19 protein-coding genes are annotated in these 24,722 nt (G+C 43.3%); 4 read left to right on the forward strand and 15 right to left on the reverse strand.

Annotation, left to right across the window (positions count from 1 at the left end):
• Positions 1–118: 118 nt before the first annotated feature.
• Entirely contained in the window at positions 119–868 is a 750-nt protein-coding gene (gene paaC / locus ACFQ21_RS26390; RefSeq protein WP_377584704.1) for a 1,2-phenylacetyl-CoA epoxidase subunit PaaC, read from the reverse strand.
• Positions 869–897: 29 nt separating this feature from the next.
• Positions 898–1,506 carry a phenylacetic acid degradation b gene (locus tag ACFQ21_RS26395; RefSeq protein ID WP_377584707.1) on the reverse strand — a complete coding sequence of 203 codons (609 nt, stop codon included), beginning with the start codon at positions 1,504–1,506 and terminating at the stop codon, positions 898–900.
• A 194-nt stretch (positions 1,507–1,700) separates the two neighbouring features.
• On the opposite strand from ACFQ21_RS26395, the gene ACFQ21_RS26400 reads away from it, so the two are divergent.
• Positions 1,701–1,925, forward strand: a complete 225-nt coding sequence (locus tag ACFQ21_RS26400; RefSeq protein ID WP_377584709.1) for a hypothetical protein — start codon at positions 1,701–1,703, stop codon at positions 1,923–1,925.
• Here the strand turns inward: ACFQ21_RS26400 and paaA are convergent.
• The 8 genes from paaA to ACFQ21_RS26440 all read right to left on the reverse strand — a co-directional run bounded on the left by paaA (position 1,922) and on the right by ACFQ21_RS26440 (position 9,764).
• Positions 1,922–2,905 carry a 1,2-phenylacetyl-CoA epoxidase subunit PaaA gene (paaA, locus tag ACFQ21_RS26405; protein ID WP_377584712.1) on the reverse strand — a complete coding sequence of 328 codons (984 nt, stop codon included), beginning with the start codon at positions 2,903–2,905 and terminating at the stop codon, positions 1,922–1,924. The two genes, ACFQ21_RS26400 and paaA, sit on opposite strands and share 4 nt — an antisense overlap.
• A 113-nt stretch (positions 2,906–3,018) precedes the next feature.
• Positions 3,019–3,612: a TetR/AcrR family transcriptional regulator gene (locus ACFQ21_RS26410; RefSeq protein WP_377584714.1), complete on the reverse strand. Its 594-nt coding sequence runs from the start codon at positions 3,610–3,612 to the stop codon at positions 3,019–3,021.
• 176 nt (positions 3,613–3,788) lie between these two features.
• Positions 3,789–4,778, reverse strand: coding sequence for a hypothetical protein (locus tag ACFQ21_RS26415; protein ID WP_377584717.1), 990 nt, complete (start codon positions 4,776–4,778; stop codon positions 3,789–3,791).
• A gap of 6 nt (positions 4,779–4,784) precedes the next feature.
• Positions 4,785–5,561, reverse strand: coding sequence for a hypothetical protein (locus ACFQ21_RS26420; RefSeq protein WP_377584720.1), 777 nt, complete (start codon positions 5,559–5,561; stop codon positions 4,785–4,787).
• Positions 5,545–6,132 carry an RNA polymerase sigma factor gene (locus ACFQ21_RS26425; protein ID WP_377584722.1) on the reverse strand — a complete coding sequence of 196 codons (588 nt, stop codon included), beginning with the start codon at positions 6,130–6,132 and terminating at the stop codon, positions 5,545–5,547. The genes ACFQ21_RS26420 and ACFQ21_RS26425 overlap by 17 nt, the downstream gene beginning before the upstream one ends.
• 84 nt (positions 6,133–6,216) lie before the next feature.
• Complete coding sequence (locus ACFQ21_RS26430) at positions 6,217–6,651, reverse strand: carboxypeptidase regulatory-like domain-containing protein (protein ID WP_377584725.1); 435 nt, start codon at positions 6,649–6,651, stop codon at positions 6,217–6,219.
• A 327-nt stretch (positions 6,652–6,978) separates the two neighbouring features.
• Positions 6,979–9,399 carry a PspC domain-containing protein gene (locus ACFQ21_RS26435; protein ID WP_377584728.1) on the reverse strand — a complete coding sequence of 807 codons (2,421 nt, stop codon included), beginning with the start codon at positions 9,397–9,399 and terminating at the stop codon, positions 6,979–6,981.
• A gap of 29 nt (positions 9,400–9,428) precedes the next feature.
• Positions 9,429–9,764, reverse strand: coding sequence for a PadR family transcriptional regulator (locus ACFQ21_RS26440; protein WP_377584731.1), 336 nt, complete (start codon positions 9,762–9,764; stop codon positions 9,429–9,431).
• Between the two features lie 496 nt (positions 9,765–10,260).
• On the opposite strand from ACFQ21_RS26440, the gene porU2 reads away from it, so the two are divergent.
• The gene (porU2, locus tag ACFQ21_RS26445; RefSeq protein ID WP_377584734.1) at positions 10,261–15,186 is read left to right on the forward strand and encodes a putative type IX secretion system sortase PorU2; all 4,926 of its coding nucleotides are present in this window, start codon (positions 10,261–10,263) and stop codon (positions 15,184–15,186) included.
• Between the two features lie 65 nt (positions 15,187–15,251).
• Here the strand turns inward: porU2 and ACFQ21_RS26450 are convergent, their stop codons facing one another.
• From ACFQ21_RS26450 to hemA, 4 genes are all read right to left on the reverse strand, one after another.
• On the reverse strand, positions 15,252–15,863 hold the full coding sequence (locus tag ACFQ21_RS26450) for a hypothetical protein (protein WP_377584737.1): 612 nt from the start codon (positions 15,861–15,863) through the stop codon (positions 15,252–15,254).
• Between the two features lie 142 nt (positions 15,864–16,005).
• A complete protein-coding gene (gene paaD, locus ACFQ21_RS26455; RefSeq protein ID WP_377584739.1) occupies positions 16,006–16,491 on the reverse strand; it encodes a 1,2-phenylacetyl-CoA epoxidase subunit PaaD in 486 nt (161 codons plus the stop codon).
• Positions 16,492–16,500: 9 nt separating this feature from the next.
• Positions 16,501–16,971, reverse strand: coding sequence for a DinB family protein (locus tag ACFQ21_RS26460; protein ID WP_377584742.1), 471 nt, complete (start codon positions 16,969–16,971; stop codon positions 16,501–16,503).
• Between the two features lie 30 nt (positions 16,972–17,001).
• Positions 17,002–18,261, reverse strand: coding sequence for a glutamyl-tRNA reductase (gene hemA / locus ACFQ21_RS26465; protein WP_377584745.1), 1,260 nt, complete (start codon positions 18,259–18,261; stop codon positions 17,002–17,004).
• A gap of 292 nt (positions 18,262–18,553) precedes the next feature.
• Between hemA and ACFQ21_RS26470 the strand changes: the two genes are divergently transcribed.
• Together ACFQ21_RS26470 and ACFQ21_RS26475 are read left to right on the forward strand one after the other, a co-directional pair.
• Positions 18,554–19,462 (forward strand): ComEA family DNA-binding protein, encoded by a 909-nt coding sequence (locus tag ACFQ21_RS26470; RefSeq protein WP_377584748.1) that lies wholly within the window; start codon positions 18,554–18,556, stop codon positions 19,460–19,462.
• A gap of 90 nt (positions 19,463–19,552) precedes the next feature.
• Positions 19,553–23,551: an AAA domain-containing protein gene (locus ACFQ21_RS26475; protein ID WP_377584751.1), complete on the forward strand. Its 3,999-nt coding sequence runs from the start codon at positions 19,553–19,555 to the stop codon at positions 23,549–23,551.
• Here the strand turns inward: ACFQ21_RS26475 and ACFQ21_RS26480 are convergent.
• Positions 23,548–24,696 (reverse strand): carboxylate-amine ligase, encoded by a 1,149-nt coding sequence (locus tag ACFQ21_RS26480; RefSeq protein ID WP_377584754.1) that lies wholly within the window; start codon positions 24,694–24,696, stop codon positions 23,548–23,550. The two genes, ACFQ21_RS26475 and ACFQ21_RS26480, sit on opposite strands and share 4 nt — an antisense overlap.
• Between the last annotated feature and the right edge of the window lie 26 nt (positions 24,697–24,722).

Raw genomic sequence — 24,722 nt, forward strand, 5'->3', positions numbered from 1 at the left:
GTTTGCTTGCTATATTTTGAGTTCGCTTGTTAAGCTGAGAGTCTATATATAGCACTCTCTTCCAGCAGCCAGAGGCCAGCAGCTTTGCAGCCTCCTCCTCGCGGCTCGCAACTAATTTTCACCATTCCGCGGCAGGGTCTATCTTAAATACTTCAGACATTTCATCGAGTAGTGGCTGAAGATGTTCGGTGTGTTGTCCGAGGCGGCCTCCGGTTATGGGAGTGATGGTATGCCAGTCGGGGAGGTGTAAACTGGTTTGCTTGATTATATCTTCTGTTTTTTCGATCCACTTTTCTCGTAATACTTTCTCACCTGCAAATATACCTTCGGCAATCAGTTCTGTTTCGTAAGGAGATTCTTCAAATATACCGAGGGCATACGGTAACGCGAAGTCAAGCGACTGCTGTAGCCTGTTTATACTTTCAGTAGTGGCTGATCCGAGTTTTTTGATAAATGTATTCGCGTGTAGTGTATGGTATCTCAGTTCGCCTTTAATCTTGCGGGCAAGTTCTGCCAGGGGTTGAAAGGATGATTCGGCTAACATATCGAATCGAAGTGCCTGCGCGGTATCAAACAAAAAATGTCGAATGAGACTGAAGTCATATTCACCATTTGGTAATTCTACCAATATGCAATTATGAAACTGATTGGCGTTGCGCATGAATGCTACCGTATCGGGAGCCTGCTCGCCTAAATCATGCAATATCTGGTATAGCGCATAGCTTTGTCCTATTTTATCCTGTGCCATAGAAGAGAAAGCTATATCTTCTTCCAGCAATGGTCCGAAGCCTGTCCACTCGGAGTTACGGTGGCCGAGGATGAGTTGGTCATCGGCTATTTTATAGAGAAGTTCTTTCAGGGATTGCATTTTTGTTAGAAGTAAGAAGTTTATACTTTTCAGGAGGAGCGTTCGAGGAAGGATTTGAGTTTGTCTCCGCCTTTGTAGTCGGTAGCATCGCGGAATTTTTTCTCGGGGAGTGTGCTCCAGAGGTCTTTTTCTTCGAGTGTTGTAAGTCGTATTGCGTTGGTGCGGATGGCCCATACATTGTAAACAGTTTTATCCGTGCCGAATTTTTGCCGTGCGGTATACATGGCTTCCTGGGGTGTTGAAGCTTCTACCGTTCCGGCATGCAGATGTTGCTTGCCGCGTTTCAGCAGGTGGTATATTTCGTATGATGTTTTTACCTCGTTCGTTGCCAGCGGTGCTTCTATCAGGCTATATACCGATTGATCTCCTTCGGTAGTGGGCGAAGTATATACATCGCGTGTGTCGACTACATATAGCGAGGTGCAGGTAAATCTGCGGGTAAAAGCTTCTTTGGCCAGCACGTATGCCAGCTCCAGGTCGGGCGCATGTACAATGCCTTCGTGCTGAAAAGGTTTTCCGTCTTTCGGTTGTACAAAAACTTCAAAGGTGCCGAACTGATCGAGCGCGGCTTTCGGTGCAATACTTTTTCCGGTTACGTCCGGCTGCAAGCGATTTACCCTGGGGTCAAGCGACTTCACTATATGTATAGGTTTATTTGATTATATGTTTCTGCGTTGCTACCTGCAATCCCTGCTTTTCAGCGTCTAACTAATTTATAGCCCGTTTTTCAATGTCTTTTACCTTTCTGCTTTTCACTTCTTTTATAAAAACTTATTCTTGCTTAATATCGTTTTACAATTCCACCATTATTATGAAATACCTGGATCTTCTCATGGCGCTAGACCTACTGTCGAGGTATTACCCGCGATACCATTCGAACGAGTTGATTCTTTTAGCTGAAGACATCTGGAAATGGATTAACAATGAATTACCGGAAGACAGCAGTGCGCTGATTTATTTGAAGAGCATCTATAATTCGCCCACCGAAGCATTGACTGCAGTGTGGAAGGAGATTCTACTGATCACCGGATCGTTCACGGCTTTCCGAAGGAATTAGGCAAGCGGTGTAACGTAAGCTGTTTTAGACGAACGTAGTGCTTCACGTACCCATCGGCCTCGCTCTTCCGCAATCCTTCTTACTTCCAGTCGTTCCTTGTTGCAAGGACCATCACCATTAATCACGCGCATGAATTCTTCCCAGTCAGGTTCGGTATAGTCCCATCTTCCGGTCTCCGGATTTTTCTTCAGCTTCTCATCGGGAATGGTGAAGCCTAACTCTAAAATTTTCGGTACATACATATCGAGAAACTGATTTCGGGTATCATCGTTGGACGCCATCTTTACTTTCCATTTCATCAATACTTGCGTATGCGTTGATATTTTATCAGCCGGGCCGAAGAAGTGCATCATCGGAGTCCACCACCGGTTAATTGCTTCCTGAAACATTTCGCGTTGTCTAGCCGTGCCGGTTGCGAGGTATATAACACAATGGTGTCCGTACTTCAGGTGAAAAGATTCTTCAGCACAAATTCGTTCGAGCGCGCGACAATACGGACCGTAACTTCCTTTGGCGTTGGCGAGTTGATTAACGATCGCACCTGCATCTACCAACCATGATATAAAACATGCATCGGCCCAGGTATAGGCCGGGTAATTAAAAATGTTAGAGTATTTTGATTTGCCAGTGATGAGATCATCGATCATTGCTTCGCGTGATTTGCCCAACGTTTCTGCAGCACTATATAATAATTGTGCGTGGCCAACTTCATCCTGCACTTTTGCAATGAGCGCTAATTTTCGTTTGAATCCCGGGGCGCGGGTTATCCAGGTACCTTCAGGTAGCGCACCGATTATTTCACTATGCGCATGCTGCTCGATCATGCGGATGAGTTGCTTGCGATAGAGTTGAGGCATCCAGTCAACAGGTTCTATCTTTTCCCCGCGATCAATGCGTGCTTCGAACGCTGCAAGTTTCTCTGGATCTTCCTGCAGGCTTTCGGTCTGAATGCCTTCGAATGTATTACCACCTCCGTACATATCGTTATCGTTAATCGTGAACCGAAAAACCGCTTATAGCAGTAGCTAATCGCGGTTAACCACGAACGAGTTACGAATTAAAAATGGTAATACAAACGATTGTTAGTTGAAAATCAGGCGTTTTTCTTCAAGCCGTTCACGAGCATGTCGGCCAGTTGGAGGCCGAGCTGAAGCGGATCGATGGCTGATCCTGGATCATACCACATCGGCATCCAGTTCAGGGAAGAGAAGAGTGTCATTACCGCGAGTTTTTTATCGATTGAGTCTTTAAACTCACCAGACTTTACGCCTTGCTCGATAATACTTTTAAAGCGGTTGATATAGTTGATGCGCATCAGCAGAAAGTCGCGCAGGTATGGCTGACTTAAGTGCCGGTGTTCATTCATAAATACTGCAGACGCCGTAAGATCTTTCGCCATCACCTGGATGTGGCCGATAATACCGTTGCGGAGTTTTTCGCTGGCTGTTACATTCTTACTCTCAACTTCTGCCAGCGACTTCTGAAATTCGGCAGCCATATCAAAACACAAGCTGCGAAGTATTTCCTCTTTTGATTTGATGTGTGAATACAAACTGGCAGCTTCGATGCCCAGTAAATGGGCAAGATCGCGCATCGAAGCAGCAGCATAGCCTTTCTCTTTAAAAAGTTCGGCTGCTTTTCTGATTACTTGTTCTTTCCTCGATAAGTTTGAAATAGCTTCACTCATAAGTTCAATCGACAATTACCTTAAAGTTACGGAATAATCAATTCCCCTTAAAAGTAGTAACTAGAAATTATGCAGTGAAAGGAAGTAAAGAAAAATTAGAAAGTAATTTCAAGTAACGACTGTTAGTTATATATACGTCCGAATGTAAGGTATACATTCGGACGAATAATTACTTCTTAAAAAATCACACCAAAGCTAAAGGCATTGAGCTTGGGACCTTTACCTGCTTCAAAGAGTTCGTTTATATCATAGTTGAAGAAGAGATCGGTAGAACGATACCCAATTTGCAGACGTGCTCCGTAGCGGAAGTTGTTCAGGTAAAAACTATCTCTGTCTTTCTCTTTTTCACGGCCATCATCTTTATATACCAGCTTGGAGTGACTTGCTATTCTATAGCCGATATAGGGACCGATACCTATACGAAACGATTCGCCATCATTCTCCCACACGCGTGACTTGCGGCTGTTATCACCAAAGTCAATTACCGGTATAAGCGATGCGGTTACATACGATGCGGTTAATTTACTTTTGATGAAGTCAACATCGCGTGTGTCTTGTACGAACTGTACACCATCATCAGTTTTCTGAATGAGAATGTTGTCTTCCTGGAACTTGAAATTATACCAGCTTACACCAAGACCCCACTCCAGGAAAAACTTTCTGCCTAATCTTGATCGTTGTATAGAAGACATACCTACATACCAGGAGCCCCATGGTCTTACAGCATAGTTTGCATTGCTGGATGGGAAGTCGCCATCCTGCAGGTAATTGTTAGTACCCAGATCAAAGTTGAACGATTGCCATGTGCGCCCCCAGTGTCTGCCGTGGTGCATGTGCCAGTCGTCATTATTGTCGTCATCATCATCATTGTCATCGTTTCTGTCATTGCCTTCGCGCGTCCAGTAAACTTCTTCGCTGTCTCCTTCTTTACGCGTAGAGTCCTGTGCCAGTGCTGTAGTATCGTTGTTCTCTAACTTGGTAAGTATATTTTTGAAGAGCTCGTTATAGTTATAGTTCTTCAATACTTCCAGGTCTTTACGATCCTGTATAGTAAATATTACGCGACTCGTTTTTGCCAGTTCAACAATTACGGTATCCCGCTTCTCCTGTGCTATAGCGGTTATACTTAGTAAAGCAACCGCTGTTATTATCAATACCTTTTTCATACCTGATTACTTGTTTTGTCCACGTTTTTCATTTTTAAAATTCAGCGCGAGAATTTCATTTTTCTTCTGCCTCAGTTCGCCAACCGGATCCTGGTTGTTTTTCAGATCCTGTGCTTTCTTCAGCAGCTTTTTAAACGTAGATGGTTTTTGTTCTTCATCGGTTGCTTCCGATGAAAGATTTTTATTCAGGTAATTATCAGTTTCGTCTGCACTGAACACAAGTGTTATACTTTGTTGTGTAGCCACTACGCGTTCGTGCTGAGTTACTGCTACCGCTGGTGTTTCTTCTATAGCTATAGCAGGAACTTCTTCTGCCGGAGGCATAGTAGTTTCAGCAACCAGTTGTGGTTGTGTTGTTGCATCATCAAACGGTTGACTTTCTATAGCTTGTTGAGGTTCCTTTTTATACTTGTCAATAGCTTTCGTTTCTGTTTTTCGAACAGACTGCGTTGCAGGTTCAGTATATATAGCGGTATCTGTTTTTTGTGCTGAGTCAGCAGCAGGCGTACGCTCCGTATTTTTTTGTGGTATACTTTGCTTGGGTTGTTGCTTGTCTGTATTCACCAACTGTTGTGATGGCGCAGTGGTATTGTGAAGCACAGACCAAAGTATATATCCGGCCACTACCAGCAACAGCAGCGAGGCTGCTACCTTCCACACGATACCGCGGGTATTATTTTTTTTGTCAAGGCCGGCCTCAATTTTATCCCACGCACTTGCCGGAGCAGGTCTTGAAAAACTTTCCAGTTTATCGCGAAACAATTTGTCAGGTTGCTGATTCATCGTTACTGATTTTTTGATTGGACACCCAATCGTGTTCTACTAATTTTTTCTGAAGATATACCCGTGCTCTGCTTAGCTGCGATTTTGATGTGTTTTCGCTAATGCCTAGTTGCTCGGCTATTTCTTTATGCGAGTATCCATCGATCGCATACATATTGAACACGATGCGATAGCCTGCGGGTAATTCCTGAATGATGTTGAGGAGATCTTCGGTTTCGAGGTGATCGCTGAGGCGATCGTAGTCTGGTTCGCGGTCGGCTTGTTCCAGTTCGGTTTCCAGATACATAGACCGGTTTCTGCGCAGGTGGGTAAGCGATTCGTTTACGATTATTTTTCTGATCCACCCCTCAAAACTTCCCTCGTTCTTAAACTGATCGATCTTATCGAATATCTTCATGAAAGCAGTAACCAGAACATCTTCCGCTTCCATCGGATCTTTTACATACCGGTAGCATAGTCCATACATTTTGGACGAATAAGTTTCATAAAGGCGTTTCTGAGCGCTCTTATCGCGCTTTAAACACCCTTGTATCAACTCATCTTCGTTTGCCCGGTAAATCTTTAATCGCATTTAAATGATTCTGGCACTAAGATGCGTATACGAACCGGGAGGTTGCGTGGGCTAAAAAATATTTATTGAAAAAGAAAAGCGTGGTCAGTACGCTGCGAGATAATCTACCGTAAGGGTGATCCAGGAAGATTTCCGTGGATTTACATTCACGCAATTGATGCAGCCATTGCTGTCGTACAGATTGGCGAAGAGGCCTTTGTCCTCTTTTACAAAGACAGAATACTTTCCGGGTGGCAGTTTTACTTTAAAAGAACCATCAGACTCGCTCATTACTTTTGCAACAAGGGCAGTTTGTATCACTGTAAAGAATCCGTCTTGTTGCGTGGCATCGCTCAGGTTGGCGGCATTGTAAATATAAATTTCACGTACGATGCCCTGTTGCGGATTTCGGGTTTTATCAGGTCCGGGCATTTGATCGCCACTTACCCAAAATACCTGCCCTTGAAGAATGCCCGGTTTTTGAGCCGCTGCATTTTCGAGTAAACTTATCAATGCTATAAACAGGAGAAGTTTTCTCATACATCTAATTTACTAAATTCAATAGAAACCTGCCGTATTTACTATATATACTTTTAGCTGGTGTAACAAGTAAAAAAACGGTATGTATCTATAAATCTTGCAAACAAATATAAATTCCGATCAGAGATTAGACGATCTGGAAGATTATATAGACCAGTACTACTAACAGGAAGATGATCATGGGTTTGGGGGATTGGGGATTTAAACGTTTTTAATTCAGAATCGTTACGGCCGGCACAGCTCGAAATTGAGGCAGTTTCTGCAACAAAGCGATTATACCAGGAGCAAGGATGTGGCGTCTCCTCACTCCCGGTAAATATATAGTTACTAGTGATCGCGTTTGGTAACGGTAGTAGGGTTGCCCTTGTAATCTATATCGCTGGCTATACCTTCTTCCATTTCAAGATGGTCGGTAACATTTACTTTGGCTGATGACGCTCCGTTTACTTCGATGAAAGCATTGCGAACTTTAAAGTCATACGCACGCAGCGATGATGCGCCCTGCACCGTGGCTTCCATGTTGTTGCCCGATCCTTCCAACGAAAGCTTTGACGCTCCGCTCAGGTGCAGAGTTACATCGTCTGCCTCTACTTCACCGGTAACATCTACCGCGCCCACTATATCTATATCCAGATCTTCAGCTTTAAATTCTTTGAAGTTTATTTTACCAGCTCCCTTCGCTTTGATTTTTTCAAGCTTCGGCATAGTAATGTTGATTTTGATCTCGTCTACACTCAGAAAATCGCGACTCCAGTTTATACCACGGTCATCCTCGTAGTCTATTACCAATGCACTGCCCTGGCGTTCGATCTTATATTTTTCTTTTTCACTTTCAGGTCCTGTCAATTCAATCGCATACTCATCTCCGCGGGTAATGCGTACATCAAAGATTCCGCTTACTTCCAGTTCATCGAAGTCTGTCAAGCCATACTGATCGCTGGTTTCTTCTTTTGTTTCCGGATCGCCATCGGCAACTGGGCATGTAAGACAATCAAGTCCTTTCGGAGTCATTCGCCAGGTTTCGCCATCCAGGTAATTACCGTCTACATATTGTGTAATGAAGCGACTCACATCTTCCGTCATTGTGAAAGGGAAATCGTACGGTATATACAGCGTCATGTCCAGGCTCTGTCCGCGGAAAATTGCATCTTGCTGGAAGACTATATTTGAATCGAAAGTAAAGATCGAGTCTTCAACAGTAACGTTATAGTCTACCATGTGTGCATTTTCAATTGCTTTTTGTCGCGTGTTGCCATTTGCCTGGAACTCCTGTACAAGCTTGAAGTCTTTGCCATCATATCCTTTCAGCGACAGATGTGTCTCATCATAATCATCGAGACCTGTCTCATTCAATTTCAGTAATGCGCGCTTGCCGCTTACATGATACGTGTTTTCTACTTTATAGCTTCCCTCTTCTTTGAATGCAAACACAATCTTGGGTATACCGATGCTGAGCATCACAACACTCACGAAGAACAATACAAACAATGTCCAGCCGGCTGCAGCTCCAAACACAATTCGTTTGGCGATCATGGATATACCGAGTAACAATATCAGTATGCTTGGAATGAGACAGGCTATAAATCCTGCTAGTGCTATCCAGCCCGGGAACGCGCGTGTCATGGCATCTACCGGTAAGCTGAAGTTATCACCTTCTACCATCCACGGTACAGAGAGTGCTGCACCGGAGAAGAAGCCGAGGGCTATACCACCTGTAACCAGCACCGTGAAAGCAAAGCCAATACCCATACACACGATAAGAATTCCTATGATAATCCGGAATGCTTCTACGAGCGGGCCGATGATTTTAGCCAGTGCCGACAGAATCATTCCGATAAGACGAAAAGGGAAGAGCAGTATTTTAGTGGCTGCACTTTCTTCTTTTTCAGGATCAACGTTTAGATTTTTTTTTATTGTCGACTCTATGTTCGACAGTGTAACCGGTTCGCCCTGCATCTGCATGCGATCGGTAAGTGTTTTTGCTTCCGGCAGCGCAATCCACAATACTATATATAGCAGCAGACCTAAACCACCAACAATTGTGAAGATTACAAACAATAAGCGGATCACTACTATATCTATACCGAAGTATGAAGCTACACCGGCCGAAACACCACCTAATACTTTACGCTCCGGGTCGCGAAACATTTTCCTATCAACGATCGGTTCTTCGAGCGTATAGGATCCGGGTACAACAATCCACATAACCAGGTATACCACGATAGTAACACCATACGCGAAGGCGAGCACGGCAAATAATAACCGGATCCAAAGCGGATCTACATTGAAGTAATTACCCAGCCCGGCACAAACACCACCCAGTATTTTTCGTTGCTGGTCACGCATCAATTGTCGTGAAGGTGTAAATGCTTTATAGCTTTTGCTGTTCGTGTTGTCGGAAGACGAAGCTTCGCCTGAAGTAGTAGTATTTTCGTATGCTGTATTTTCGGTTGAAGGTCTGGTACCGTTGAATTCATGTTCTTCAACAGCTTTAAAGTCGCTTACACTACCCATGGTTGTAATAAGCGTATGTACATCGTCAGCCGTAATTACCTGCTTGCCTTCATTCAGTTTTGATAGGAAGATTTCGGCAATGCGACTTTCGATGTCGGCCATGATCTCGCTGCTGTCTTCAAAAGAAGAGAAATATTTATTGATCGAATCCAGATACTTTCGCAGGTTATCATATCCATCTTCTTCGATATGGAAGATGATGCCGCTGATGTTGATGCTGATATTCTTTTTCATATAGTCAATAGACGTGAGATGTTATACAATTATAAGTTGGATTTGGATGTGATCATTTGTGTGGAATGTACGAGTTCATCCCAAGTCTCGGTAAGTTTGCCCAAAAATTTACTTCCTCTATCAGTGAGTTTGTAATATTTTCGAGGTGGCCCTGACTTTGACTCAATCCATTTGTATTCTAGAAGCCCCGCATTCTTAAGGCGGGTAAGGAGCGGGTATAGGGTACCCTCCACCACTATAATTTTGGCTGCGGTAAGTTCATCCAGCATGTCGGAAGCGTATACTTCGCCCCGCGAAATTATGTGGAGGATGCAGTATTCCAGAATTCCCTTTCTCATCTGTACTTGCGTGTTTTCAAGGTTCATACATCCCTGTTTTTTTGTTTCAATATAGATCTATATACGGATAAGTACTATGTATGGCCAAGTACTTTATTGTTCGGTTAAAAAGAGCAAAGAAAATGGCACTTTTTTATCTTAAAAAATGAATTCAAGTGTCTTATTTACAGGTTATTACATCTTTTTAAAAAATTTTTCATTTTTTTTTGAAGCGAGGTTTTCTGACCTGAATTGTTTAAGGGATTTGATCTGAAAGTGAACACAGCGCTGTTCAGTTTTGAATAAATCACCGAGACTTTGCGCGGGATTTTAAGGACTGAGGACAGGAAGTGCGTAGACCAATAGCTGCTTTCTTTAGACTTTACATTTTTAGTTAGCGACAAGCCCGGGCATTCAATTTTTATTCACGTATCAACAGATAATTACAAGTGCTAAATATTTGCAGAATATTGATTTAAAAGAACTTACTTCATAAGCTAACTTAGTATGTACCTTTGTTAACAGGTCTTTGGGGAGGTTTTTAATGAAGCAGTTTTTTTTCGTAATCCTGATTTTAGCAGCCATTGTAGAGGTCAATGCCCAGGTAGGTAATGAGTGGATTGACTTTAGCCAGTCGTATTTTAAAATTCCCGTTGGTAAAGACGGTATATATAAACTTGACTATACAAGTTTGCAGGCCGCAGGCTTTCCGGTAGGTTCAATTGATCCGCAGCGTATTCAGCTCTTTCATCGTGGTGTTCAACAGGCCATCTATGTAGAAGGAGAGGGCGATGGCCAGTTCAACAGCGCTGATTTTATAGAGTTTTACGGAAGACGCAACGATGGTACACTCGATGCTGATCTTTATAAACCCGCATCACTTCAGCCTCATAAATACTATAACCTCTATAACGACACCACCAGTTACTTCCTTACCATCGGAGCACTGAACGGCAAGCGAATGGTTTCCTTCAGCGAAAACAATACATCGGGGCTTGCCGCAGAGAGTTATCATGTTGATGAGAAGTTGCAGGTATTCGTCAGCCAGCTTTCGCAGGGAACTGATTATGAAATAGAGATGCGCTATAGCTTCTTTGATCGCGGAGAAGGATTTACCGGGGCACAGGTTGTACAGGCTCAATATGTAGACTATACCATCACGGGTATTACAAATACGGTTACTTCGGCCCCTGTTCCGAAACTTGAACTCTTGCTGGTTGGGCGTGGTCCGATGGCACACGTTGCAGAAGTATATGTAGGCACAGGTTTACGTTTGGCAGGAACCGTAAATTTCTCGGGTTATGATGCCTATACTTTTACTCAGAATCTGGCGTGGAGCGATATTGCCGCTGACGGTTCGTTACTGGTACGCATAAAAGTTATCGGTGTCGGAGGAGCTGTAGACCGATTGAGCGCATCGTATCTGAAGCTGCGTTATGCGCAGCAAACTAATGCCGCTTCAGCAAGCGAAAAGGTATTTAATCTTGTTGCCAATGGAAACGGTAAATCGTATGTACAAATACAGAATGCTGCAGCCGGACTTCGTCTCTTTGATGTAACGGATCCTTCCACTGTAGTAAAGATAGGAACTACATCATCTTCTACGTTAAATGCTATTGTTCCTTCAACAAGTTCCGCACGCAAAATATTTTCGACTACCACTACTATAGCTCCGAAGATTAAACCCATTAAGTTCAGAGACATAAACCCGCGTGATCATAACTATGTAATCATTAGTCACCCACTCTTGCGAAGAGCAGCTTCCGGTTACAGCGATCCGGTGAAAGCTTATGCGGAATACAGGGCCTCGGCAGCGGGTGGAGGTCATGATACGCTGGTAGTAAATATAGGGCAACTCTATGACCAGTTTAACTATGGCGAGATATCGCCAAGAGCTATATTTAAGTTCATGCAGTATCTTGCTGCTACCAACCTTCCCCGTTATCTCTTCATTATAGGTAAAGGACTTGACTACGGGGGGCAATATCATCGTAATCCTAATTCGAGTTCTTTTGCAACCAATAAAGACCTGGTGCCTTCAACCGGGCATCCTGCTTCGGATAGTTACTATACGGCAGGTCTCGCAGGTACAACCGATGATCCTGCGGTGGCTACAGGCCGTATTACAGCAACGAAAGCGGCAGATGTTGCTGCTTATCTCAATAAGATAATAGAGACTGAAGCAAGACCTTTTGATGACTTGCGAAGAAAAGATATACTTCACCTAAGCGGAGGTATAGAAGATGGTGAGCCCGAGCTTTTCCGTTCTTTTCTGCAGGACTATGCAACTATTGCCCGCAGTTATTATTTGGGAGGAAAGGTTTCGGCACTTGCTAAACAATCGACCGATATTGAACTCATTAACATTGCTGAAGAAATAAATAAAGGACTTGGGCTGGTAACATTTTTTGGACACGCGTCTACCACAACATTGGATTTTGATATAGGATATGTAACCGACCCGATCATGGGATATAACAATCCTAACAAGTATCCAATGATGCTAATGAATGGATGTAGTGCCGGTGCATTCTTTTCCAACAAGACATTATTTGGTGAAGATTGGGTACTCGCAGCCAATAAAGGTGCCTCTGCCTTTATAGCACATAGTGGTTACGGCTTTGTTTCGAATCTGCGTATTTACTCCGAAAAGTTTTATCAGGTTGGATTCGCGGATTCCGTATTTATCCATAAAGGCATTGGCGATATACAGAAAGAAACAGCACGCAGGCATATAGCGCAAACCGGCTCATCTATAGCGAACACAACACAGGTACAGCAAATGATTTTACTCGGTGATCCGGCTGTGCCATTATTCGGTGCGAACAAACCTGACCTTGAAATAAAAGATGAGAATGTATACCTCGAATCATTCGATGGAGAAACGATCACTGCACTAACCGATTCGTTTGCACTGAAGATCATTGTTCGAAACTTTGGCCGTGCCAGGGAAGATACGATGCGCATTGAAGTGAAGCGCTACCTGAATGATAATTCACTGATCGTTTACGATTCACTGTATCCATCCACGCTATATAGCGATACATTAACTTTTGTTATTCGTAAAGGCCGCGAGAATGGCGGGGGTAATAACCGGTTTGAAATAACGCTTGATCCAGATAGTATAATCAATGAACTAAATGAAAGCAATAACACCGCATCGTTAACATTGCCTATTGCATTAAATGGAACTAGGAATCTTTTCCCTTCTGACTTTGCTATAGTACATAACAAAGATTTAACGCTGTCTTTTCAAACTACAGATTTGCGGTCAGGCGAACGTGAGTTCATCGTAGAAGTTGATACCGTCAATACATTTGATAGTCAGTATAAAAAAACATTTACGGTAAAAGGAACGCTGTTGGCGCGTCAGGGCATAGAACTTTTGCAGGTGGATACGCTTGCCTATTACTGGCGAACTAAATTGGCGCAGCCAACCGAGGGAGAGTCGGATGCCTGGGTGCATAGCTCCTTTACCTACATTGATAACGGGCCAGAAGGTTGGGCTCAGGTACATTTTCCACAATACCTGGCCAATACAACGGACGGGCTGGTGGAAGATGCCACTTTGCGTAAACTGAATTTTAAAGAGACCGTAACTTCGGTTGATATTAGAATCTACGGGTCTGCCTATGGTGCTACGTATTTGGATTATAGTTATAAAATAGGAGGAGCGGAATACAATCTCTACCGGCAGGGATATGTGTGTCGTGATAATACGATTAACCTGATTGCATTTGAAAAGAGTTCAACCAATCCGTATATAGGTATACCATTCAAGTGGTATACCAGCGGCAGACGCTCCTGTGGACGTTCGCCCTGGGTAGTGAATAGTTTTCTGTATACGGAGCTGATCACGAGTAATAACGATGATATCCGCACGTATGTGGATAATATAGCGGAGGGAGATTCTGTTGTGTTATTCAGTCTTGGTAATGCTAATTATCCTTCGTGGCCGGCAGCAGCAAAAACGAAATTAGGTGAGCTTGGTATATCTGTAGCACAGATTAATGCGCTTACGGCAGGCGAACCTGTTGTTATTTTCGCACGCAAAGGAGCAGCAGCCGGAACTGCAAAGTTCTTCCGGACTTCTGGTACGCCTGCGAATAAACAGGTGTTAACAGTTAGTAAAACGATCACGGGTCGCTATACTTCCGGTAGCATGACTTCTAAAGTAATTGGTCCTGCTCAGGCCTGGAAATCATTCATTGCAAATACCAAAAGTGTAGAGCCGCAGGATATCGTGAGCTTTGATCTTCTGGGTATTAAACTGAATGGTGACGAAGAAGTACTATATACCGATTTTACGGGTGATCTGGATTTGTCATCAATAGATGCTGTTCAATACCCCTATATAAAACTGGTATATAAAGCTGCGGACAATATAAAACTGACAGCAGCACAACTAAGAAAATGGCTGGTACTATACACGCCTGTACCAGAGGGCTTGCTTGTTTTTAAAAATAATCAGAAGGCAGAAACGGTAACGGAAGGTGTTGTATGGGAAGGGAAATACGGATTCATTAACATCAGTGATAAAGAATTTACAGATTCGCTTTCGGTACGATACGAGCTCTTCAATAAAGATCAACGTATATCGCAATTGTCTTATAAGAAGATCAAACAGCCGGCTCCGGGAGATACTTCCTTGTTCAGTATAAATTTGGCTACTGCAGATATGATTGGCGCCAATGACGTAAATGTATTCGTAAACCCGCAGATAACCCCTGAGCAGTATTACGATAACAATGTGTTGTCGCTTCCTGATTACCTCAACGTAACGGTGGATGGTTTTGACCCCGTGCTGGATGTTACCATTGATGACAGGCATGTGCTGAATGGTGATTTCGTATCTACCAACCCATTTATACTGATACGGGTTTGGGATGAGAACAAGAAGAACTTTAAGCAGGATCTTCAGGGTATGAAAGTATATCTCACGTATCCCTGCGAAGACGAAACCTGTACACCAACCACTATTGATCTTAGCAGCAGTGAAGTAACGTGGTACCCGGCTACCGAGACATCGGATTTTCGAATAGAATTCAAGCCGGTAAATCTGCCTGCCGGTAAATATACCTTGCGTGTAGAGGCTGCTGATGCACGTAACAACACCAGCGGTGCCGATCCATACCTGGTAGACTTTGTTGTAAGCGATGAAACTTCCGTTACAATTTCAGAACCGTATCCGAATCCTTCTGCTTCTGATTTTGCCTTCCGGGTAATTTTGAGCGGCCAGTATACACCTGAGAATTTTAACCTGGAACTGGTAAATGTAAATGGTAAACTGCTGCATGCTTTCTCACAAGATGATGCGAATGATTTTCACATCGGTGTAAATTACCTGAAGTGGGACGGAACGGATTTGCAAGGCAACGTTTTACCGAACGGAGTATATATCTATAAAATGCAGTTCAGCGTGAATGGTAATCAAGTGATCCGCGAAGGAAAACTTGTGCTGATGCGATAAGACTATATTTTGATGAGACTTGTGCCTTGCAAAGAGATTTTGCAGGGCATTTTTTTGTATGATTCTTATTCTTCCGAGACCATTTGAAACATGGGGCGCTTCTCCGGAGGAGTGTGTGCATCAATATCTTTTATGTCTTTCTGATTTCGCTCAATGAAACGATTGTACGATGCTACAATCATATCGTACTCTTCACGGTAATTATTAACGCGCTGGTCGGCCTGACTTATTTCTTCCGCGAGTTTCTGAAGGGTGGTGTTATAATTGAATTCGGTTTGAGATTCTGCCAGCGAAAGTAGTTCTGATACCAGTGAGTTGGACGCAAAGTCGTATTCCTCCACTACATCTGCGTTCGCCATGGTTTTCTGTGTGTACCGAAGACGCAATAGCTGGTCGAGTCGTTGTTCGTAGATGGCAAGCTCTTCACTTTTTTCAGGCGATGATATCATCAATTCGTGAATGAGATTGTGCATGGCCTTTATTTTCTGGTTGTCGTCATGGATCATCACGTTCCAGGCCTGTAGCAGGCTGTCTTGCAAACCAAGATATGCGTCTGTAAGCGAATCCAGCCGTGTAAACGTTGTAGCAGTTTGATCCTGGGTAACTTCTTTATTACCGCAGTTCCAAAAAACAAAAGCACAACTGGTAATGACCATACCAGATAACAAGGTTCTCATGCGTTACTTCAAAATAAAAAGGGCTCCAAGTGACCAATACGGTGCAAAGAAATAAAATGTTCCTCTGGTTTTCAGCATTTTATAAAACGAGTATGTTTTCATGACGGAAACTCATATTTCAAAAGTATACTTTCAATGATTGTTACTGCACCGGCTTAAACTGTTCAAAAGCTTCCCGGCAGGTATAGCAATAGTGAATAGACCGGCAGAGCGTGGAGCCAAATGTATTGCGCAGTTCAGTATTGGTACCGTTGCATCGTGGGCAGGTAACATGCTCCAGCAGCTCAATATCATGGATAAGGGCTGAAAACGGAGGCGAGAGCCCGAATTCTTTCAACGCTTGTTTCCCCTTTTCAGAGATTTTATCAGACGACCAGGGTTTGTGAAAATTAACCGTAATAGAAACTTCAGGAACGCCTTTCGCCTGTAGTGTCTCCGTTATGTCGCGTTGCATTACATCAAGCGCGGGACATCCTACAAACGTGGGTGTCATTTCGATTTTTACCGTGTCTGCTGCTATAGCTACTGAAGTGATCACACCGAGATCCACCAACGATAACACAGGTATCTCGGGGTCTTTGACTTCTTCGAGCCATTGATAAATATGGTCTACGGTAAATGAAGGCATCCTATAAAGCTATGAATATACAACATCAAATGAACCTGGAAGAATCTGATTCAGGTGATGTTTTAAATGCCTTACATAATCTATAGCGAGAAATTCGAGCGAGTGAAGTTCGTTTGTGTGGCGGCCGGTATTGCATTCACGCAAATACTTCTCTTCTGGCATTGTGATCAGCACAGTATAAATACGTTCGTTGATCAATCGCCAAAGGGTAATGACATCATCTTTTTTGGATGCCTGGTAATTATTGGCAGCTACCCAGAAGTCCTGGTTGTAAATGATATGAGGCGGTTGATTTTCGTATTGGCCACAGATAAATCTGCGCAGGTTATTGTGACCGGAGTCGATGAGATGTCCGAGAATTTCCTGCTTGCTCCACTTATGAGCATTTGACTTGGCCAAAAAATCATGATCGGAAACAGCATGCAATCGTTCCGAAAAATCGTGAACGATCTGTAGCAGTTCGAGTGCTATAATTTTCAAGAAAGTATAAGCGCTACAGCGCTGTTTTGATTACTTCTTTTCGGAAACTCTTTCAAGATTGAAGAGCTCGTGCAGCATTTCGGTAAGCGACTCGGCATCGCCACGTTTACACGCTGCTTTTAACTGGAGTACCGGGTACTTCAGAATTTTCTGCATCAGGGAGCGACTCATTTCTTCCAACTTCTCTGCTTCATCCGGCTTCGAGTTTTTCAGGAAACGCGCCAACTCTTCCTGGCGGATTTTCTCCAGTGTATTTTTTAATTTCTGGATAGTAGGAGACACCACCATTTCTTTCGACCAATCTTCGAACTCGCCAATGGCTTCACCAATGATCGCCTGGATTCTTGGAATGGATGCCTTCCGTTTTTCAACGGCCTCGTTTGTTTTTTCCTGGATGTCGTCAAGGTTATAGACAATTGCTCCGGGAATTTCTTCGATCGAAGCTTCGATGCTGCGAGGCATGGAAAGATCAATGAAGAACTTATGCGAGAATATGGTTATGTCTTTTAATAATTCACGGTTGATAAGTGGTTCGTTACCCGATACTGAGCTGATCACAACATCAGCCTTCTGAATTTCGTCCTTCAGATTTTCAATACCGCCAAATTTGAATCCGCACTTCTGCGCAAGCTTTTCAGCTTTGTCGAGCGTACGGTTTAATATCGTAACATTTTGAAGGCGCGTGTTCACCAGGTTAAGACATACGTCTTGTCCTATTTCACCAACACCAACAACCAGTATTTTAGGTTCGCGTACTCCGGCAGTCAGGTCGTCAGCCATTTCTTTCGCTGCGTACGAAATAGAAGCTGCACCATCGCGGAAAGAAGTTTCCTGCACTACGCGTTTGTTTACAAAGAATATGGTGTGCATCAATCTGTGGAGGAAAGGCCCCGCCATGTTTTCATCTGCACTCCACTGGTAAGCATTTTTTACCTGCCCAGAAATCTGAAGGTCGCCAATTACCTGGGCATCCAGGCCGATAGCAACTTCAAAAAGGTGATTAACAGCATCCGTTCCGGCTAACGTTGTAAAGTGCTGTTCAAAACCTGAATCAATATTTTTTACAAATGAAAGACCTTTGAAAATTTCAGAAGCATAGTCCTGTTCCGCTACATAGTAAATCTCGGTACGGTTGCACGTAGAAACCACCAGTACATCGGTAGTTGCCGTATAATCGCGGATAAAATTCAACAATTGCTTAACAGCAGACTCTGTCAGCGAAACCTGCTCGCGTACTGCTACCGGAGCGGTTTTATAAGTTAAAACGAGTGCTTTTAAATTCTGTGTCATTTCGAGTAGCAAAGGTAAAGCCTGAGCGAAAATCAATCATGATAAAAATCAGCGAACATATAATTTAGAATGAGTATAAATAGTTCGTATGGCAATTGCTTTCACTAGTACGAAGCTCGCTATCTACGGGTTGTTCATCACCCATCATTATGTGGGATACAGCGCCTTGGAAATAGCTCTTCTACAACCCGGGAATGCAGGCCGTTGTTCCCGGTAAGACAAAACGCAAAGATGTGAGTTGAAAAAAATGTCGTTCTTGAAGTAAGTTAAGTTGTAAGAAGTCCAAATCGTTATGGTGATAAGACGTTGGCTGAAAAACTTCTTTGGTTTTTCGCGTTCGCAGGTAAATGCTTTTATGATTTTGCTGCCATTAATGGCAGCACTGATTTTTTCACAACCCGCATACCGTTGGTATATCAGTCACTATGGAACACACCATCCTCCGGAGGTGCACTCATTGGACAGCCTGATCGCGCAATGGGAACAGGCAACATGCGACAGTGTGAAGACCTTGTCATCACGAAAAACTCAATCGTTTTTTCAATTCGATCCTAACCGGATATCTCAACAGCAATTTCAGGCACTCGGATTTACAGAGAAGATTTCCAAACGCATTATTAACTACCGCGCGAAAGGCGGACGGTTCAAAGTAAAATCAGACTTGCTTAAAATGTATGGTATGGATACAACGTTCTATCATGAACTCTATCCCTATATATTGTTGCCTGATAAAAATGTGCAGAAGCTGTTGGCTGAAAATAAACCAGCGATGCCGTTTGCCAGGGCGCGAAAAGAGACCTTGAAATTCGATATAAACATGGCAGACACGGCACAGCTCAAAAAGATTTACGGCATAGGGGAGAAGCGTGCTTTACGAATTGTTGCCTACCGCGATAAGCTGGGTGGTTTTGTGAGTATGGATCAACTCGCTGAAGTATATACGTTGGATTCTGTTGTGATTGATAAGTTATCGCAGGCAACGTTTGTCGGAGATAAATTTATTCCACAAAAAATCCACATTAACACAGCCAGCGACCGGGAGCTCGCGGCTCATCCCTATTTAGTGAAGTCTGTCGCCAAAGCTATAGTTGCCTATCGATTTCAGCATGGAAAAATCAATAGTGTTGAGGATCTTCGAAAGATACAGGCCTTCGATGCCAAGACCATTCAGAAAATCACGCCATATTTGGATTTTGAATAGAAGTTAGATGTCGGGCAATTGGATAAAGACTTCACGATATATATCACAACTGATGCTCATAATGTTTAACTTTTACTGATTGATCGGTACATGTCAGAAAATACAAAACACATTCTTCGAACTTACCTGCGCAGGCTTACCAACCTTACCGGCAACAGCCGTTCATTGCTTTTATTCCGGTTGCCTGCAGAGCAATTAATGGATGTGCATGAATTAAGTTTTCTGAACAACGAGCGATCCTTCGAAATTATCAACGGACTGATTGCCGGTCGCAATAAAAAACTTTGTCAGGTACTGGACAGTCGCCTGGAAGCAAACAACGAAGCAAGCCGCAAGATCAAGAACCTGCAGCGCATCGACCGCTTTATATATGAAGAGCGAGGCTCCAATGATCTCCACGTAGGTTGGCCGTTTGTTCATGGTAAATTTTCGGACGGCACCATGGTGCGTTGTCCATTGCTATTCTTCCCGGTATCCATTGTCCAATCAGGACAGCATTGGGTGCTTGAACCGCGCGAAGATGCAGGTATCACATTCAACAAAACATTTTTACTCGCTTACTCGCTATATAACAAAGTAAAACTGGATGAATCGTTAACCGATACAACCTTCGATGACTTTGATAAAGACAGTACTGTTTTTCGTACACAACTTTATCAGCTCATCAAAGATAAGATCGAGATCAACTTCAACCCCGATAACTTTCGAGATGAATTGATTCCGTTTCAGGAGTTCAAGAAAGATGCCTTTGATGCATCGCATAAAAACGGTGAGATCAAATTATACCCGGAAGCCGTACTGGGTATATTTCCGCAGGCAGGTTCTCAGCTAGTCCCAGATTATCAATACCTGCTGGAGAAGGAATCTATTCGCGACCTTGAGGATTTCTTTACTGGTAAATCGCAGCAAGTTGCTGATGTGCGCATCAGCGAAGAAAAAATATTTACTCCTTTCCTGTTAGATGCTCACCAGGAGAGTGCTATTAAATCTGTTAAAGTTGGTAAGTCGGTAGTAGTGCAGGGGCCTCCCGGCACAGGCAAATCTCAACTCATCTGTAATCTTCTGGCAGATGCTATGGCATCTGGTAAAAAAGCATTACTCGTATGCCAGAAACGTGCCGCGCTGGATGTAGTATATAACAGACTACACGATATAAACCTGCATGACTTTCTCGGTCTCATTCACGATTTCAGAAATGATCGCAAGGAAATTTTTGCCAAAATCGCGCGGCAGATTGATAGTATAGATGACTATAAAACAAAGAACCGTGGTGTTGATGTAATTCAAACCGAGCGGAGATTTTTCCAGGTAAGTCGCAGAATAGATCAGATCACGGAAGAACTGGAAGAGTTCAGAAGCGCGCTATATCATGACGGTGAGTGTGGTGTGCCTGTAAAAGAATTATACCTCACGTCCGATCCGTATGCTCCCTCCATGAACATCAAGCAGGAGTATCACTATTTTACTTTTTCCGAACTACCTGATTTTTCGCGCACACTCAAAATGTATGCAAACTATGCTGCATGGTTTGAAGGCGAAAACTATATATGGCGCGAACGAAAATCATTCGCAGATTTTCAGTACGCTGATCAGAAAGAAATTGAGAAGACTGTTCACGACATTGTTCAATATCAGAAACAAGTTTCAGAAGAAGTTTTCAGGCTGATCGGAATATCCATCAATCTTGAAAATGCTGAGTCATTTTATTTCCGTGAAGATGAAATTCTCGGGATGATCAGCATACTGAAAGATGAAGAAACCTATCGGTACTTTCAGGCCATGATGCAGGAGACTGATGATGAAACCAGTTTACTGTGGCTTGCTAACATGGAGCGCGTTATATTAAACTGTTTTCAGGAAGAAGGACCGGAGACAACCATCGTAAGCGATCAACTTGGAAAAGTACAGGAAGCGCTACAGCAACGTGTAGATGCGCGCACAAACCTGATACGTATGGCGCGATGGGAATTCTTCTCTGAAAATAAATACCTCGTAAAGCGTGTACTGGTAGCCAATGGTCTTGCCTATAACAAGATTGGACTGAACGTACTCGAGCAGCGCATTGATAGTCGTTTAAATCTGGAGCATCATCTTACGGCGCTTCGTACGAAGATCTGGTTGAAAGAAGTGCCAGGCGATTACAATGCTGACAATCTAAAAAAATGGTTTAAGCGTAAAAAGTTTGCAGTACGTGCCAAGCTTGTTTTTAACTCGCTACGCGAAGTAAACAAGTCAATTAATGTACAAGGACTATCGCGAAAAGAGTTTATCGATTTGCTTCAGCAGTTGCTGAAAGCAGTGAGCGGTATACCTGTCAGAAAAACAGCGTGGATGCATTACGTGTCGCTGTATCAATACAGACACCTGGTGCAGGAGCCTTCGCTGGAGAGTGAGTATATACAAACGCTGAAACGCGATTTCGATAACTTGTGTGCTTATGATAAACTGAAAGCAGGACTACGGCCATACGAGAAAGAAGTGATTGAAAGATTGAATGATCACCTGAAAGACTGGGATGCTGCTTCGATGGAAAATTTATTCCAGAACAGTTTGCGTCTCGCGTGGATCGATCACATTGAAACTAAATATCCTGTGTTGCGCGCGGTATCTACCATGAAGATGGATGCGATGGAAACCGAGATACAGCAACTGGTGGTTGAGAAACAAAAACTAAGTGAAGAAATTTTACTGGTTCGCGCGCGCGAATTGGTATACGAAGGTATAGAATATAACCGGTTGAATAACCGCATTACATACCGCGACCTGTATCACCAGGTAAGCAAGAAGAAAAAGGTATGGCCGATGCGCAAAGTGATAACGGATTTTCAGGAAGAGCTCTTTAAACTTATACCTTGCTGGATGGCTTCACCCGAATCGGTGTCGGCTATATTTCCAATGATGGAGCTGTTTGATGTGGTGATCTTCGATGAAGCATCGCAGTGTTTTGCCGAGCGTGGTATACCTTCCATGTATAGGGGCAAACAAATTATAGTGGCGGGAGATAACAAGCAGCTTCGTCCGAATGAAATGTACCAGGTGCGTTGGGAAGATGACCGTGATGAACCGGAGCTTGAAGTTGACTCCGTGCTGGAACTGGTGGAACGATATGTATCTACCGTACACCTGCAAGGTCACTATAGAAGTAAGTCACTCGAACTGATCGATTTTTCGAATAAGCATTTTTATGAAGGAAGACTCCAGTTACTGCCCGATAAGCATGTGATGAACCAGCATGAACCTGCCATCGAGTATATAAAAGTAGATGGTATATGGGACAACCAGACTAACCCGGTGGAGGCTGCAAGTGTTGTTGAGAAAGTAATGAACCTGTTAAAGACATATCCTCGAAAAGAGATTGGTGTCGTTACATTCAATGCACTTCAACAAATGTTGATTCTTGATTTACTGGAGGCAGCAGCTGTACAGGCCGGTATATCTTTACCTTCAACACTTTTTGTGAAGAATATTGAAAATGTGCAGGGTGATGAAAAAGATATTATCATTTTCTCCATCGGCTATGCACCGGATAAAAAAGGAAAAATGATGATGTTGTTTGGAAGCCTGAATGCTACCGGCGGAGAGAATCGACTCAACGTGGCGGTTACGCGCGCGCGGGAAAAAATAGTTCTCGTAAGCAGTATATGGCCTGAACAGTTGAAGACGGACGATTCCAGAAATGACGGACCGCGTTTATTAAAAGAGTATCTCACGTTTGCCCGTGATGTAGATCAGCGGAGATTCAAACCACAGATCACATCACTTGATGGTGAACGCACACACTGGTATTTAAAAAATCATTTACAAAAATGGAGTACATCGCGTTTGAACGAATTTTCATTCGAGACAAACGCGTTGCCATTCTCCGATATCAGCGTAAAGCAACGAGATAATTACCTCGGTATTTTACTAACCGATGACGCCCGCTATCATCAAAGTCAATCGGTAAAAGAGGCACATGCCTACACACCTTTATTGCTAGCGCAAAAGAACTGGAGTTACCGCATGGTATACAGTCGTAATTACTGGCGCGACCGCGAAAAGATGGAGCATGAAATTATACTCTTTACCGGTACTGCAACGAGTCATTAAAAATTCCAGTTCGGAATTTCGCTTTCAAATTCTGAAACATTCAGCTTCACAACTTCCATCAGGTCGCTTGTTTTTTCGAACACGCGATGCTGGCGGTCTGAGCTGTTTCCTTTCTTAATAATATTTTCAATCACAGATATATATTGTCCGTAATTCAATTGCTTGATATAAGGCTCCACAAGGCGTAACCAGTTTTTAATGTCCTTGCGTAGCAGCGTTGTCTTTCCGTTTTTACTCGTTACAATTTCTGCATCAAGTCCGTAGCGCATGGCTCTCCATTTATTTTCACGGAAGATCCATCGCTTTAATGGTGTGTGTGATTTTGTCCATTCTTCCTGGTGATCGCGAAACCAATGCGCCAGTGCGTGAACAAACGAAGCTATACCTAACACCTCCGTGAGAGTTGCTGGTTCATCGCAGAAGCGAAGTTCAAGCGTTCCGATCTGTGGGCTCGGTCGTATATCCCACCAGAGATCCTTCATACTTTGAATCGCTTTGGAGCGGAGTAAAAAATGATATAGCTTCTGAAATTCTTTCCAGTCTTTAACAAGATACGGCATACCCGCAGTAGGCAACGCTTCGTATGTTGTAGGTCGGCACGATGACAAGCCGGTATACATGCCTTGCCAGAACGGAGAACTTCCCGAAAGCGAGAGTATATGTGGCAGCACGTGCATGAAAAAATAATTGAAGCGAATACAATCTTCGCCTGATTTCATACCCAGGTGAATGTGCATACCGTATACGGCCATTCTGCGTATAAGCCACTGGTTGCGATCAATCAATTCGTGATAGCGTGGTGATGGTGTAACCAGTCGGTCGCGATAATCTGCTAAAGGATGCGTGCCGGTGGAGGCAAGCGTTAATCCAAGTTGAGATGTTGCGTGTCGTGCTTTTTGAAGTGAATGTTTTAAATCTTGTTCTGCAACCTGCACATCGCTGCAAACGCCAGTAATAATTTCAATCGTGCTTTGAAAGAACTCTTGTTTAAAAGCATCGTGCTTTATTAATTCAATGATCTCGGCAGCACGTGGTGTTAATAAAAGATTTTTTTGATCAAGAACCTGCAGCTCCAGCTCAATGCCCATAGAAAGCTCCTGCTTACTCGAATGGAAGGGTAGGTGAACTATATTACTTTCTTGCATGCGGAAAAATAATTAAGATATTTTGT

The sequence above is a fragment of the Ohtaekwangia kribbensis genome, from assembly GCF_042676245.1.
GTDB lineage: Bacteria > Bacteroidota > Bacteroidia > Cytophagales > Cyclobacteriaceae > Ohtaekwangia > Ohtaekwangia kribbensis.